The sequence below is a fragment of the Paenibacillus sp. FSL K6-1558 genome, from assembly GCF_038002565.1.
GTDB classification, from domain to species: Bacteria; Bacillota; Bacilli; order Paenibacillales; family Paenibacillaceae; genus Paenibacillus; species Paenibacillus polysaccharolyticus.
In genome coordinates, this window is record NZ_JBBOCV010000001.1 from 2,433,256 (window position 1) to 2,448,937 (window position 15,682).

A 15,682-nucleotide genomic window follows, 5' to 3' on the forward strand; every position below is an offset into this window, starting at 1 on the left:
ACTCGACTTCTTACGCCTTCTGGTACAACGCGATATCGAACACATCATGCGGGCGCAAAATGTTGTCTGCGAGCCTCCATTTACTACCGTCCGTCTCTTTCATAGGATAATTAAACAGTGATTTCAACTCATTGCCGTACCGCATAGCTACAACGACTTGTTCATTGGTCAATGCATATAATTGATCGAGCAAGTCATACTTGTTAGCCACCGTGGAGCTGAAAATAACATGTGTCGCCTGCCTTGTATACGCCAGATCCTCCAGCAGTTGCTGCTCTAAACGAATGTTCAAGCCAGCACCGAGCTTCTCTATAACTTTTCTCCCCAGCGTAATCGCCTCTGCGTCAATATCAATGCCAACGACCTCCGCTCCGGTACGTTTAGCGATCAGTAAAGGGGTCATCGGAAACGAACCGGAACCCACCAGCAGCACTTTGGATTCAGGTGTCACCTGAAAGCTGCCAAACTCTTTGTCGATGCACTCTTCGATATTTTTAAAATAATCCGCAATCTGCACTTCTCCATCCTGCAGCTTCAATGCCCGATATTTCTCCATAATCGCGACACACTGAGCGGACTTTTGTCTTAGCGCTTGAACTAACGGATCAAGCTCCTTCAGTTCTGCTTGCCTCAACATCCCCCAAGCGATCTTGTGATCAGGGTCGGTCACAAACCGTGAATACCCGTTAATCACCGCTTCCAGTTCCGCGCTGTGCTCAAGCGTCTGATCATATCTAACCGCAAGCTTGCCAAATTGTTCGGCAAAAACACGTAGTCTCGTTTCCAAGTGGATCAACGTGATCATTCCCTCTCCTCCTCACCTTGTCATGGTCAACCATCATACATCTCAGTCTCAGGTACCTGCTCAGACCTCTACAACGCTCCTGCTCTGCTCCTGTAAGGTATCAATAAAAGCCGTGCCATAGGCAACAATGCCAACAGTTCCCTCAATCGTTATGGCCTTCACCCCTTGGCTCCCCCACTGAGCGGTCACCTTAATTGCACCTCCAGGTTGCTTGACCAACTGGGTGACTTCGCTCTGCCTAAGCCAGGCCTGATAAGCTCCTAAAGAGGCCGTACCTGATCCGCACCCTCTCTCCCAGATCAGACTATCCAGCTGCGGGACATAAATGAGGGGCGCCATCTCTTGCGTAGCAGGGTGATATAACAACACACCGATCATTTTGTCTCCCATCGTGAGTCCAAGTAACCGTGCAAGGTGTTCTGCCTTTCGCTTCATCAGGTCATCAACGTGTTGCACTTCAATCACGATGTGAATGAATTCGGCATACCGGACAATGATTATCTCCAGCTCCATACCTTCAAACGTAATCTTCCGCCGCTCGATCTGATCGGGAACAGGCATCGTAACCCGGCAATCATACCGATGCTCTCGCCGCTTCACCTGACAGCTGATCAAGCGCTCTGTGCCTGAAACATCCAGCTTGATATTCATGGACGCTTGCTTCTCCAGCCCTGCTTCTGCTGCAATATGAGCTGCCAGCGCCATACAAGCATTGCCACAAAACTCTCCTCCTGCCATCTCCAGGCGGGCAACGGCTTCTGGTCTTCGTGTCTGCTTGATGAACCCGACTTGTTCAGCGTGAACATGATCATAAGACATCAGGCTGGAAGCGATATCACTGTAATGTTCGGATGCGTGATCCGTTCTCACCAGAAGGGTCATGTTCTGTGTCGGACTACATTTGATAAAATCAATCTCTTGTTTCATCGCGGCGGCGGCTCCTGTTCTTTGGATTCGAATTGAAGTTCTCCGTTGCATATTTCGACATTAATAGTAATAATTACGATTAAAGGACGAGAAAAATATAGCACACTCATTGGGGGTCGTCAACAAATATTTCCATCTATACCTGTTGTACAACCGGATTTTATGCGTACACTCCGGTGTTAGAATAACCGAAAAGTTCCTGCGGATTGCCCGATTTTTTGAACATAAAACAAAATAGAGCTGACGACTAGCGCCAGCTCTGAAACAAATGTTACAGATCGAGAATAGGAATATATTTTGAATTCAAAATTAAAAGTCCAACTTTTTTCAACATCACTGCCATTTAGGCTTGCAGACGTTTCAAAGCCTGTTCAGCCAGCTCTGCCAGCAGATGTGCACCAATTGGCAAAGCCTGCTCATCTACATCAAAGCCCGGATGATGCCACTCGTGCGGGCCCGATGTCCCGAGAAAGAGGAACAGGCCCGGCACTTCTTTTTGATAAAAGGAAAAATCCTCTCCTGCCGGCGAAGGCAGTGGTCTGACACGATTCAACCCAAGTTCACTCACGACTTGTTCTGCGTCCAATGCCAGCGATGCATCATTGACCACAGCAGGTGGCCCTTGAATCCAGCGTACCGTCGCCGTTGTGCCGTAGGCTGCAGCCACACCAGCTACGACCTGGTTGAAACGTTCCCGGATACGGGCGCGCACCTTCTCGTCAAATGTGCGCACTGTGCCGTCAAGTATCGCTTCCTCCGGAATAACGTTCCAGGCTGTACCGCTGTTTATTTTCGTAACGCTGAGTACAGCACTCTCCTGAGCACCTACATTCCGACTGACAATGGCTTGCAATGCGGTAACGATATGTGCAGCAACCACAATCGGATCGATGCCTGCTTCAGGTACAGCCGCATGGGTGCCCACCCCTTGCACTTTAACGACAAATCCATCCGCTGCCGCCATCAATGCACCTTCGCGAATACCCACTGTGCCTACTCGCAGATCCGGTTTATTGTGTAAACCAAATATAGCCTGAACATCGGCGAGTGCGCCGCTCTGGATAACTTGGCGGGCACCTGTTGCCTTCTCTTCTGACGGTTGAAAAATCAATCGCACCTTCCCGGGCAAACTGGATTCACGCTGTCTCAGCAACCGTGCAGCTCCAATCAAAATAGCGGTGTGCGCATCGTGCCCGCATGCATGCATTCGGCCCGCAATCTGCGAAGCAAACTCCAGCTTGGTTTCCTCCTGAATAGGCAAGGCATCAATGTCCGCTCGTAGCGCTACGACAGGGCCACTTCCCTGCCCTACCTCAGCAACAAGCCCTGTTCGCAGTTTATACTCATCGGCAAGGCGAACGCCTTCCTCCTCCAGCCAGCTGCGAATGGCTGCTGTTGTTTCCTTTTCCTCACCAGAAAGCTCCGGGTTGCGATGAAGATGCCGTCGAATTGCGGTCAGATGTGCCGCGAACTCCTGCTTTTGCTCGCTCTGCTCAACTTGCTGTTGCTCTTCCTCCGGCTGCAAAAGCTGTTCTCTCGTCTGCTCCAGATCACTTTTCATCTTGAGTCCTCCTTTCATGCTTAATTTATCCAATCTATAACGGTGAAATCTGATTCGCCTTGTCAGTCCATCTATAATTGCCGTAACAGTTCTCCAAAAGGCTCTGCAAATGGCGAATATTCTTCTTTTAAGGTCACCACACTGATCTGTAGCGACACTCCTGCCACCTCATGGACTTGAATCGGAAACAGTTCTTGACGCTGTACCTCTTTCTTCACCGTTAACCCTGGTAGAAAAGCGATGCCCGCACCTTGCATAACCAGTTTTTTGGCTGTTTCCGAATTATCGACATGATATGTAATATCCGGCGGGTACTCCAGGGAGTCGAAGGCCCGGTGAATGCGAAGCCAGTCCAGTGAACCACACTCGAAAAAGACCAGCTGTTCATTCCGGATCGCCTCCATGCTGACATGTCCGCTTTCAATGAAAGGATGTCCTCTGTACACGTATAGCTGTATCGGATCTTCGTAAAAAGCAACGGTACGGATCGCAGGGTGCATGACCTTGCGTACAAACGCCAGATCAATCTCCTGACCGAGCAGTTTGGCAATCAGTTGATCCGTTGTTGCTGTTGTCAGTTTAATGTTGACTTCGGGGTACGACTCCTTGATTCTGGGCAGAAAATCGGGGATGACATAATTGGACACCGATACTGTGCTTCCGAGGCGCAGTGCCTCAGGTGTCGTTCTACGCTGCTGAATTTTCTGTTTCCCCTTCTGGATCACTTGTAACACCTGCTGCGCATACGGTAAAAATTTGCGGCCTTCATCCGTCAGCACGATCTGCTTACCTAGTCGGTCAAACAGCTTGCATCCCAGCTCCCTTTCCAATGATTGAATACGTGCCGTAACCGAAGGCTGGGACAAGAAGAGTACTTCAGCCGCCTTATTGAAGCTTCCGTAGTGATTGATATATACAAACGCTTCAATGTTCTCTATATTCATGGGCGCCTCCGCATCTACTTATTTTTCCTATATAAAAACTTGGTTTTAGGATATCGTAATCCCATCCTTTTCCAGTGTCAATCGTAATTCTTCCAGAGAGCGATCTAACCGTGCGGTAATATCTGCTGCAAGTGTAAATGTTCCATCCTCATTGCGTTCAATTCCCTGATCCACTGCGTATACACCGCCAAGGATATATCGTCCGCCGAGTGCGGTAAGCACAGGCTTCAAAGCATAATCAATAGCAAGCAAATGCGCAATTGAACCGCCAATGACAAGAGGCAGAGTCACCTTATCCCGAAGTCCTTCTTGTGGTATCAGGTCGAGAAACAGCTTGAGCACGCCCGAATAAGCTGCCTTATATACCGGAGTAGCCACAATAACGGCATCCGCTCCATCCACAATGGCAAGTGCATCCTGAATGGCCTGGCTGTCGAACTTTGCCTGTACCAGATCTTCAGCGGGCAAATCGGTCACCTGAATCACTTCAACGGAAATACCAGCTTTGCTTAACGTATGGCTGCTATAATCCGTTAGTCCTGTCAATCGTGAACGCTTGGACGGGGTTCCGGCGATAATGACAACATGTGACATATTATTTTCCTCCTTGGAATAGCGGTCAAGCCGCTCCTTTTACTTTGGGATCAAGCCTGTCGCGAATATCGTCTCCAATCAGATTGACAGCCAGAACAAACAGCGTAATGGCCAGACCCGGGAATGTGCAAATCCACCAAGCTACTGTCAGATAACCTCTCCCTTGAGACAGCAATGCACCCCAATCCGGAATTTCTTTCAGTACCCCGAGCCCAAGGAAACTGAGTCCAGACCCAGTCAGGATGGATGTACCTACACCCAGCGTTGCCATTACGAGTAGCGGAGACAAGGAATGTGGCAGGACATGTTTCCAGAAAATGCGGGCATTGGAACTACCCAGGGAACGCGTGGCTGTAATGAAAGGCAGATTTTTGACAGACATCACCTGACCGCGCATCACCCTTGCATAACCTGGTATCGAAGCTACTGCAACAGCCAGTGCAATATTTAGCAGTCCTGGCCCAAGCGCCGCAGCAACAGATAAGGCGAGCAATACGCCTGGTACGGCCATAAGAATATCCACCGCCCGCATCGTTACCGTATCAACCAGTCCTCCTGCATATCCCGCAAGGATGCCAATAGCACTGCCGACGAGACCACCAACAAGCACGGAAGCAAAACCGATCAGCAAGGAATCCCGGCTCCCATGCACAACCACACTGAAGATATCTCGGCCGAAATAGTCTGTACCGAACAGGTGAGAAGCAGAAGGAGACTGCAGAATGGCATCCGTCATCATCTGTGTTGGATCATAAGGCGCAATCCAGCCAGGTACGATGGCACAGGCCACAGTGAAGATGACGATGAGCAGGGCGGTATACAAAAACAATTGCGATACTGCGGATGAAACACGGCGCTGCCAAGGCAGGCGGTTCCATCTCCACAGGCGAGCTTTCCCGACAATTCCGGTACTTCCGGTACTTCTGGCATTTCCTGCCCATGTCTTTTTGTGTCCCGTCAAAGGTTTCATGCTCATAAAAATTAACGCCTCCTTCTCCTGCCTCTTCACATTTTGCAAGTTCCTGATGCGGTGTTCCTGATCTGGATCATGTACGAACAGCTCGCCGAACCCGAGGATCAATGTACGAATACGAGATGTCAACAAGCAAATTCAACACGACATAGATGATGGATGTAAAAAACACAACGCCTTGCACCACCGGCAGATCCTTAGCCATTAGCGCATCGGCAATAATACGACCAATTCCTTGTCTGGAGAATACCGTCTCTACGACCACGGTTCCTGCCAACAAATCCCCGATTAACATACCGATGACGGTTACGGCAGGGATCAGTGCATTACGCAGAGCATGACCATACATGATAGCCCGTTCAGACAATCCTTTGGCCCGTAAAGCAACGATAAACGGCTCATTTATCACTTCAAGCATGCTGTTACGCACCATGCGCACAATAAATCCTGCACCGACAAGTCCGAGTGTAGCTGCCGGAAGCACCAAGGAACTGAATCCGTCCGACCCCATCGCAGGGAACCAGCCGAGCTGTACGGAAAACAACAGAATAAGCAGAATGCCGGTCCAGAACGTTGGCATCGAGATGCCGAACAATCCAACGAGCCTAGCCACAACATCAATCACACCATTCCGGTGAATGGCCGACAGAACGCCAAGTGTAATTCCGATGGTGATGGCGATCAGCGAGCTGAGTGCCGTCAATGCCAGCGTTGCCGGGAAATGTTCCAGAATTTTGGGCAGTACCGGATCGGAGTTGACCATGGATTGACCAAAATCCCCGCGCAGCATATCGCCAAAATAGTTCGCAAACTGGATATAAAAAGGTTGATCCAGCCCAAGCTGTGCCCGGAGATTAGCAATCATCTCCGGGGTAGCCGAGGACGGGTCCAGCATTAACAGCACCGGATCACCCGGCAGAAGATACATGATGCAGTACACCAGCACCGAAGCTCCAAATATAACGAGAAGCGACGTTGCTAACCGTGACAAGATCAGTTGAATCATACCGGAATGGCTCCTTTCTGAAACCGGAACAGGCTGTACGCCATGTTGGAATGTTGAGACTGGATAATGCAATTTGCATTATGGCTGGATACGTACATCATTAAAGAGTGGATAACCGAGTGTATCGAACTTGATGCCTTCCACGTTTTTGGATGCAGCCACAGTATACGGAAATACGTAGATTGGCAAAATAACCGCTTGTTCAATGAGATATTTCTGAATCTGACTGTAGATGTCTACCCTTTTCGCCGAATCCGTCTCTACCGCTCCCTGCTCCAGAAGTTGATCAATCTTTGGCTCAGATAAACCGGATAATGTCGGACGTTCCCCTTCCGCACTGGTGTGATAGAAGGCGTACAAGGCATTCGGATCGGAGTTGACCTGGCTGTTACCATACAGATCATAATCCCAGTTCTGATAGATCACAGTAGCAATGTCTTTGGTAATCACCACTTCTACCGCAATGCCCAGCGGTTTCAGCTGTTGCTGGATGATGGCAGCAATGTCATTGCGTTTCTCCCGGTTAGGGGAGCCATCTACATAACGCAAAGTCAGCTTCTTCCCGTCTTTGACACGAATCCCGTCAGCCCCCTTAACCCAGCCCTGCTCATCCAGTAGTTGGTTAGCTCGGTTGATATCTGGTGTGATGCTTCCTTCAAGCGACTTGTCATAGCCGAGAATGCCTGGAGACAATGCAGACCATGCGCGCTCGTAGTTACCCAGATACAAGGTTTTCACAATGGACTCGACGTCAACAGCGGATTGTACCGCTTGCCTTACTTTTACATCATCCCAAGGTGCCTTGCGCAGATTGAAAAAGAGGGTGTATGGCAGTCCAACCGTGTTGGCCTGCAACAATTGCTGGTTCGGATCACTTTTCAGCGCAGCGATATTTTGCGGCGGTACGGTCTCTGCGGCAAGCACCTGCTTACTCTGCACACTTCCGATACGTGTTGCTTCTTCCGGTACAATCTTAAACGTGATCGTATCGATATGCGGAACACCTTTGTTTTCGACCGTTTCCGGGCCCCAGTTGTAATCCTTGTTTTTGGCCACTACGATATCCGCGTTTTCATCCCATTTCACAAAGGTATACGGGCCTGTGCCCACCGGATTTTTGCCCAGTTGGTCCCCATATTTCTTCGCAGCCGTTGGAGACACGATTCCCAGTAATGCCTGACTCAAGTTGCCGAGAAACGCTTGCGAAGGTGCATTCAGATTAACTTTGATCGTATACTCATCAATGACCTCGGAGGAGCTATAAGGTCTAATCAGGGCAAGGGAATTGGCAGCTTTGGTGGCAGGATCAATGACCCGATCCAGATTGTACTTCACCGCTTCGGCGTTAAACGGAGTTCCATCATGGAATTTCACGTCTTCACGCAGCTTGAAGGTATAACTTTTGCCATCCTTCGATACACTCCATTCCTTGGCAAGCCAAGGTTTGATAGACCCATCTGGCAGCTGCACCACCAGATTGTCGTAGATCGTGCGAATCGCTCGTACGGCTACAGCAAGACCGCTACGATGCGGATCGAGTGTATCCGGTGAAGTCGCCAGTGCAAAGGTGAGGTTACCCCCTTCCGCTTTACCAGCCTGACCCCCGCCGGCGGAAGCCTGTGCCGCACCGCTGGTTTTGCCTCCTGATGTTGCTCCGCATCCGGACAAAACCATCACCAATGCTACTGCCAACGCCACCACTTTTGTCCATGAGATAGACCTGTTCATATCGCTTCCCCCTCTGTGTATACAGGTGTCATTAATGTGTTACGCCAAGCAAATTTGTATATATTTTATATTCCCTATGAGAAAAGTAGGTTTTAAGGAAAAAAGGATTCATTAACTTTATTAACGCTATGATCCAGATGCATTTGTGCTTCATTTTAACGATGAACTGTTCTTGTATTTGATCCGAATGTATTGGATTGTGAGTACAGGTTAGAGTCACCGCGTTTAAGTTAACATGAATTACAACAATTAGATGATGTTCGATTTAAATGACATTTGACATTCGATTAGATGACGTTTGACTCTTCCTGTGTTCTTGCTACTGTATAACGGTTTACAGGCACCTGGACACCCAAATTGCCACGCAGCGTATCATGCTCATACTCCGTGCGATAGAGGCCGCGTTCCTGCAGAATAGGTACCACCAACTCGACAAAGTCGGACAATCCGCTAGGCAACTCCGAAGCAATAATGAATCCGTCTGCCACTTCTGCCTCGAACCATTCCTGAACCTTGTCTGCGACCTGCTCCGGCGTGCCCAGGAATTGACTTCGTGGTGTTGCAGCCCGCAAAGCGACTTCGCGCAGCGTTAACCCCTGCTCTTTGGCATCTTTTTTAATCTTGTCTGTTCCACTGCGGAAGCTGTTGCTGCCTATGCCATCCAGTTCAGGGAATGGTTCATCCAGCGGATATTGGGAGAAATCATGATGCTCGAAGAAACGTCCCAAGTAGTCCAACGCTTTATCAATGGTTACCAGGCTTGCGATCTCCTGATATTTCTGTTCCGCTTCCTCTGCCGTCCGTCCCACAATCGGGTTAATGCCTGGCAAAATAACAATATCTTGTGCTGAACGTCCATAGGAAGCTGCCCGTGTTTTGACGTCCTTATAAAATGCCTGTGCATCTTCAATGTTATCGTGTCCAGTGAATACGGCATCGGCTTCTTGTGCCGCCAGTGTTTTGCCATCCTCTGAGGAACCTGCTTGAAAAATAACCGGCTGTCCCTGCCGTGAACGAGCGATGTTCAATGGTCCCTGCACAGAGAAGAACTCCCCTTCATGGTTCAGCGTGTGTAGTTTCGAAGGATCGAAGAACACACCACTGTCCTTGTCTCTTACAAATGCATCATCTTCCCATGAATCCCACAAGCCTTTGGTCACTTGTAAATATTCCTTAGCAATACGGTAACGTTCCGGATGTGTTGGATGATTGCTTTTGCTGTAATTTTTTGCGGTACCTTCCAAGGGAGATGTCACCACGTTCCAGCCTGCACGACCATCACTGATCAGATCAAGCGAACCGAACTGTCTGGCGACTGTAAAGGGGTCACTATAGGATGTGGAGAGTGTGCCCACAAGTCCAATGCGTGAAGTTACCGCAGCAAGAGCGGAAAGAATGCTGATCGGTTCAAAGCGATTCAGGAAGTGAGGAATGGATTTTTCCGTAATATACAGGCCGTCTGCAATGAATACCAGATCAAACTTGCCCTCTTCAGCCTTCAGCGCCTGGCGTTTGTAAAATCCAAAGTTGACACTGGCATCGGATAGAACCTCCGGGTGTCTCCAGGTTGTGTTGCTTCCCCCAACACCATGAATGATCGCTCCAAATTTCAAACTTCGTTTTGCTGTCATGTACACTCCGCCTTCCCTGAAATAAGGTAATTTGATGGTACCAAAATGTGGCATATCTGAACCAATGATTGAGCATTAAAATTAAAAATTATTATTCCTATGAGTTTGGTTTGTTTTAATTTCACACAGCTTATCACTGCCCCGGCGAACCGGTCAACGGTGCTTCTAATAGATTTTTTCTATATGGCACCCATGTAAAATAATCGCTATGCTCCTGTTGCATTAGCCTTGTTAGACTTAATCCATTCCGTTCAGACAGCATTGCTTCATCCTGCCGCATTGTTGGGATGATGACATCGACATACCTCCGATTTCCACAATATAGTTCCAGATCATCAGACAGACCGGAAAGACCTATACCCTTAATTCCAATCTGTTAAATAAGAATTATGGCTATAAATGTACTCCCGTCCCTTTGCATCGTCAATGGTTCTGCTAATAGAACAATCCTATAACAGAATAGAAAAAAATAAATTTAAATTTTGAGTTATCCATTCAGTATCAATTTTGATTCAAAAAAAAGGAGTGAGTTTAGACTCACTCCAATGCTTTTAACTTCTCCTCAATCATCTTTGCTTCTTCTAGATTTGATGCGGGAGCACTTATAACTAACGTTTCATTCTGATATTTTTCATTCGTTAATTTCGTGTATAGTTCAGGTTCTGTAATAATAATTGCGAATTGATTAGCCTGTTTATCTAAATAAATATCTCCTAACACGGTTCTCTTTGCGCCTTCATAAGATATTAACAAAGATTTATGCATGAAGATTACCTTTTCGAAAGTACAATCATTGATAGATAAAGATCCCTCAAAAGTATTTTCATTTTTGTTAAAGATTCCATTTAAACTTACTTTTACTTCACTAGCAATCTCAGAGTTTTCGCTAAACATGTAGGATGGCGATTTAATGTCTATTTTTTCATGATGATTACACCCGGATAGAATGAATATGAATAAGAAAGTAATAAAAAGTACTCTTTTCATTTTCGGCCTCCAAGCTTATTAACACGGGGTAAAAATAGCACCCTATAATTATGTTAGTATTTAAATTTCCAATATATATTTACAGGTATAACAGCCCCACTCTGGTAACCATAATACAAGGGGGACAATGTATTTTTTGCAAGTGAAGATAATCTTGCTTCGTCATAAAAGTAATTACCAGCTTGTCCTGAGATTTGTCCTAAATCAAAATTCCTTGGTGTATATCGTGTCGAATTTTTGTAATAAACAACATTAAGTTGTGCAGAAGTATTTTTCTTAGTTGATGTTGCCATTGGAGTCCATACATATTGAAAACCATTCCACTGATACACATCTACATATTTATATATTATTACATAGTCGTGCAGTGATCTAACAATAGTATTTTTATAACTGTCGTACTCATTCTCTTTAATGAATAGATCTATAACTGTCATAAATGCACCTACATAAGGATGAGTCATACCTGCTCCAATTTGAATAAGTTTGTTTCCCATTTTATTTAAATCGCCTTGCTCATTCCCATACAAGGTTTGTGCACCATAAGAGTATTCTGTACGCAACCTAGTATCTCCAGGAGACGCCATTATAGCTACATTATGGTCTAAATTATCTATATTAGATATACTGTACAACTTATTTTGATACTCAATTTCTGTGTATACTGAATAATCGCTCATAAGTTCCATTATATCTTCTATTTCAGACTGAGTCTTAGCATTGTCAAGTTTACTTTCATATTCAGCAACGTTTAATTGCTTCCCTTCCTGTATTGCCTTTTCCTTTAGAAATTCTTTGGTTACAGTAAAGGACTCAGTTAATGGATCATATGTGGAATCCTCAGCGCTTACAGGTGACACTTGTAATACAAGTATAAGAGACAATAATGAACCAATTAGTCTTTTTTTTATTTTCAAATTTACACCTTCCTCTCTTTATTCCTTTATTTACCTTATCATGAAAAAGATTTATCATCAATATTTTTGGGTATTAATCCATTTTATTGAAGTGTACTATCTATTTCTTAGTAATAAATCTTCTAATTCTCACAGTAACCCTCCCCATAGTTCCTATACAATCATTAAATCATGACAGATACAATGTAACTTAACAAAAAAAGGAAATAATTCAGGCTTTTCATCCGCTCAATGCCTTACTAAAGTCGTAAGGTACTCCTGTCTTTATAATCTTTCCAGAGTTCCCCTCATGCTTCTGTAACATATACTTCTTCATTTCTATTGACTTGCCTCAAATGTCATCAGCTTAATTATGTAGCCCTTGTACGGGAAACCTCATGCGGAATAAACAGATTTGTGTGAACGTTCAGTCTAAAAGCTGCGTAGCGTGCTATGTTGTTCATTCCGCATGTTTACATGTTGCTTCAAACCACGAGCGGTGGCCATCACAAATCCTTGTTCAGCAACTGGGGCGGAGCAATAATCGGCCATCCTTCCGGGATTGAATGGAGTTGTTCGGTTGATATTTGATGCACATGTCTGGAGCTTATTCCCCAACGTTCCGCTGCATAGGTGGATACAAACTTCCTGCGTTTACCTTCGGTGACCAGATACCAAACTTCCGGTGTATCAGCAACAGATACAATACTCAAGTCAGTAGGTGCCACGCCAGGATCGGGAGGGATTACGGCAAGAGGAAAGTCCGGTTCAAACGATCCGTTCCGAAAATCTCCAGCGGACACCAGCGGTTCACCCGCAGGTATGCCCAGCAGATCAGGTTTGGCGACCAGCACCGGCGAGATGCCGCGCGGAACAGGAATGTTCAGCTTTCGGCGCTGACCGCTTCTTAGTACATAGACATCACCCTTTAGATCAACAAGAAATGCACCTTCGGGATAGAAATCACTGCTTCGTCTGAGCGGTGATGTTGCAGGACTGTTTACAGAAGAGGAACCTGCGGCCCTCTGGCGTAAATCACCTTTTGCCGCTAACGAAGATACGTTCGCTTGAGATCGAGTTTGAGGGTCTGAGTGCGGAGTCTGTGCCAGCCTGGAGGTTTCCGCGATGAGCGCTTGGGGATCTCCCCATTTTTGACTGTAAAATTGTTCATTTCCCTTGTTCACTGTGTTAAAGTCCTGCTCTCCGAGCGCTTTCATGCTGACACTTCCAAAATGATGAATAAAGGCGTCACCTGCTACAGCAAGCCGGTATCCCAACATCCGCACCCGTACAATCCAATCGTCATCCTCAAAGTTACCTACGGCGTAACCCTCATCCAGATACCCTACACGCTCAAACAAATCTCTGGAAAACAGCCAGCAGAATCCGACGAGCCGATCCGTCACTCGATGTTTCTCCGGGTCGGGACGATTCCGGTTCGCAGCGAAAGACCACATGTCCTCTACTTCACGATAAGGCACTTCAATCTGCTGATCTCCGCCAATGTAGTTCGTTACAGGTCCTACGACACCAATCTGCGGATCGCTGTTAAGGCACGTCATCATATTCTCCAGCCAGCCCGGGGTAACCAGGGTATCATTGTTCAGCACAACGATATGCCGTCCCTTTGCCATCATCAGACCCTGATTAACGCCTCCGGCAAATCCCCGATTCTTCTCCAGTGCAGCAACCCTCACCATACCGCCTTTGCGAAGCAGTGCATCGGCCGTACCATCTTGAGAAGCATTGTCTACAACGATGATTTCGTAAGGAGCGGGGGTATGTTTCTCAATGCTTGACACACATTGCAGTACATAATCCCGCTGATTGTAGGTGGGAATGATGATGCTGACACCTTCAAACACAATTCCGAATGAATTCTGTCCCTGAAGAACACCATCTTCGTAACCTCGGTTATATCCTTGCTTGTATAACTTGGTGTTTCGAAGAATACGATGACTCCTTTTGCCTTTCCGTGAAGCATTACGCCGATTACGGCCACCGGCTGCATGAAGAAGAATCTTAGCAGATGTCCCCGTAAGATGAGGATAGGTGCCCGACGATTTTGTACCTTCTCTAAGCGGACTTCTCTGCTGTAAGTTGCTCTGATTATTTTTTCGTACACGATGAGGCTGTATTTCCGATTTCTTCATGTTGCTTCCTCCATTCCACTCGTGCCAGAGGCAGGGTCCCGGTGATCCTGCCCCAGACAACTCACTAGAGTTGAAGCTCCCCTGTCACTAATTTGTCTGCCAAATGTCCGAAATCGAAGGCAACGCTGCCCAGTTCTCCAGCGATACGCCTGCATAGCACCACCGCTGGAATGCCCGCTGCGACCAGAGCGATATCAAAGGTGTGCTCAGACGTCAGCTGCATTACCCTCGGAATATCTGCCATGCCTGCTACCGCAGGGATGATGCCTGTAACCTGCACCCCATGCAGTTGTAACAAGGCTCCCAGCTCTGCCGCCTGGCTGCCGATCAGCAGCACACGCCGTCCTTGCAAGATCGGCAGCAACAGACGAGACTGATGCAGACTGTAATTGATGGTGGAACTGGTCAATTTCAGACTAGACCAATCGATTCCGAAATGGCGCAACACCGGGAATAATAGTCCCTGAAACGTCGGAGCACGTGAGATGGGCACACCCACCCAGTCTGCACCCCGAATCGCTTCCGCAAGCATCGCGCGGATGTCAGGAGTGGAGCATGGTACCCCTGCATAAGGCAGAAACGGTGCCAGCTCCTGCACTTCTGCAGCTGGCAGCACGGTGTCTGCTGCCAGCGTAAGCAGTTCGCCATCCCCGAGGCGAACGACAGACAGGGGGCGCTGCGCATCCAGCGCCGCCATGATGTGACCAGCCATTTCATGAGGGCTGGTCAGCCGGGTCAGGCTGGACGCATACTGGCGGAAGCCCGCCGCGATCAAATCTGCCGCCGCGACAGCGGGTAGAATATGATCCGGCGGGATGTGCTGCGCCACCAGCGCCTCGCCCCCGGCGAATACGCCGTCGCGGTAACCCGCGGCGTAACCGCCGGGCCCTGCCGCCTGCACGGCATGCTCCGCGGCCGGCGGCGGCACGCCGTTTGCGCTGCCCGCACTCGCGGCAGCGCCTTCCCGCCCCGCGGGCACGACGACACCCTGCGGGTGTGTCGTCTGGCGCGGGGCGGGGCCAGCACCGCTGGCAGGCATCGCCTGTGGCGAGCTTGCGTGTGGTGCTGGCTTGGGCGCACGGCGCATCGCCGTGCGCTGCTTGGCGCGGGCCGCGGCGCGCCGGCCCAGCGCAGAAGAACGCCTGCGCTGGACGGGGCCTTGACGCAGGCGGCTCTGTGCAGGCGGGGCAAGCGCTGCCCCGCCTGCCCTGCTCGCTCTCTCACCTGCGGCTCTGCTGCTTCTTCGCGCTTTGTCCGTCTTTCCCACTCCCCGGGCCCTCGCTGCTTTGCCCACCCTAATGCCGCCTCCAGGCCGACTTGCTTTGCCCACATTGCCCACATTTCCAATCCGATCTGCTTTGCCAGCGACTATCACACTTCCAGCCGTACTCGCTTTCCCAACTTTTTCAGCCGTACTTGCCTTGCCCCTACTCAACACAACTCCAGTCCGGCCTGCCTTACTTCTCCTGATCACACC

The 15,682-nt window shown here is 48.4% G+C and carries 13 protein-coding genes; all 13 read right to left on the reverse strand.

What is annotated here, in order from left to right; all coding sequences use genetic code 11:
* Nucleotides 1-10: 10 nt before the first annotated feature.
* Complete coding sequence (locus MHI38_RS10475) at nucleotides 11-805, reverse strand: methyltransferase domain-containing protein (RefSeq protein ID WP_253491595.1); 795 nt, start codon at nucleotides 803-805, stop codon at nucleotides 11-13.
* A 60-nt stretch (nucleotides 806-865) separates the two neighbouring features.
* On the reverse strand, nucleotides 866-1,732 hold the full coding sequence (locus tag MHI38_RS10480; protein WP_253491593.1) for a diaminopimelate epimerase: 867 nt from the start codon (nucleotides 1,730-1,732) through the stop codon (nucleotides 866-868).
* A 343-nt stretch (nucleotides 1,733-2,075) separates the two neighbouring features.
* The gene (locus MHI38_RS10485; RefSeq protein WP_154985037.1) at nucleotides 2,076-3,293 is read right to left on the reverse strand and encodes an amidohydrolase; all 1,218 of its coding nucleotides are present in this window, start codon (nucleotides 3,291-3,293) and stop codon (nucleotides 2,076-2,078) included.
* A 71-nt stretch (nucleotides 3,294-3,364) separates the two neighbouring features.
* Nucleotides 3,365-4,237, reverse strand: coding sequence for a LysR family transcriptional regulator (locus MHI38_RS10490; protein WP_123064643.1), 873 nt, complete (start codon nucleotides 4,235-4,237; stop codon nucleotides 3,365-3,367).
* Nucleotides 4,238-4,282: 45 nt separating this feature from the next.
* Complete coding sequence (gene ssuE / locus MHI38_RS10495; protein ID WP_090919343.1) at nucleotides 4,283-4,831, reverse strand: NADPH-dependent FMN reductase; 549 nt, start codon at nucleotides 4,829-4,831, stop codon at nucleotides 4,283-4,285.
* Between the two features lie 25 nt (nucleotides 4,832-4,856).
* On the reverse strand, nucleotides 4,857-5,807 hold the full coding sequence (locus MHI38_RS10500; protein ID WP_308723090.1) for an ABC transporter permease: 951 nt from the start codon (nucleotides 5,805-5,807) through the stop codon (nucleotides 4,857-4,859).
* A 70-nt stretch (nucleotides 5,808-5,877) separates the two neighbouring features.
* A complete protein-coding gene (locus MHI38_RS10505; protein ID WP_154985039.1) occupies nucleotides 5,878-6,810 on the reverse strand; it encodes an ABC transporter permease in 933 nt (310 codons plus the stop codon).
* 78 nt (nucleotides 6,811-6,888) lie between these two features.
* The gene (locus MHI38_RS10510; protein WP_308723089.1) at nucleotides 6,889-8,538 is read right to left on the reverse strand and encodes an ABC transporter substrate-binding protein; all 1,650 of its coding nucleotides are present in this window, start codon (nucleotides 8,536-8,538) and stop codon (nucleotides 6,889-6,891) included.
* Between the two features lie 287 nt (nucleotides 8,539-8,825).
* Nucleotides 8,826-10,169, reverse strand: coding sequence for an LLM class flavin-dependent oxidoreductase (locus MHI38_RS10515; RefSeq protein ID WP_341181242.1), 1,344 nt, complete (start codon nucleotides 10,167-10,169; stop codon nucleotides 8,826-8,828).
* Between the two features lie 537 nt (nucleotides 10,170-10,706).
* Nucleotides 10,707-11,156, reverse strand: a complete 450-nt coding sequence (locus tag MHI38_RS10520) for a hypothetical protein (RefSeq protein ID WP_154891035.1) — start codon at nucleotides 11,154-11,156, stop codon at nucleotides 10,707-10,709.
* Between the two features lie 53 nt (nucleotides 11,157-11,209).
* Complete coding sequence (locus tag MHI38_RS10525; RefSeq protein WP_154891036.1) at nucleotides 11,210-12,073, reverse strand: hypothetical protein; 864 nt, start codon at nucleotides 12,071-12,073, stop codon at nucleotides 11,210-11,212.
* A 485-nt stretch (nucleotides 12,074-12,558) separates the two neighbouring features.
* Nucleotides 12,559-14,205 (reverse strand): glycosyltransferase family 2 protein, encoded by a 1,647-nt coding sequence (locus MHI38_RS10530; protein ID WP_341181243.1) that lies wholly within the window; start codon nucleotides 14,203-14,205, stop codon nucleotides 12,559-12,561.
* A 64-nt stretch (nucleotides 14,206-14,269) separates the two neighbouring features.
* The gene (locus MHI38_RS10535; protein ID WP_341181244.1) at nucleotides 14,270-15,034 is read right to left on the reverse strand and encodes a GT-D fold domain-containing protein; all 765 of its coding nucleotides are present in this window, start codon (nucleotides 15,032-15,034) and stop codon (nucleotides 14,270-14,272) included.
* Nucleotides 15,035-15,682: the final 648 nt, after the last annotated feature.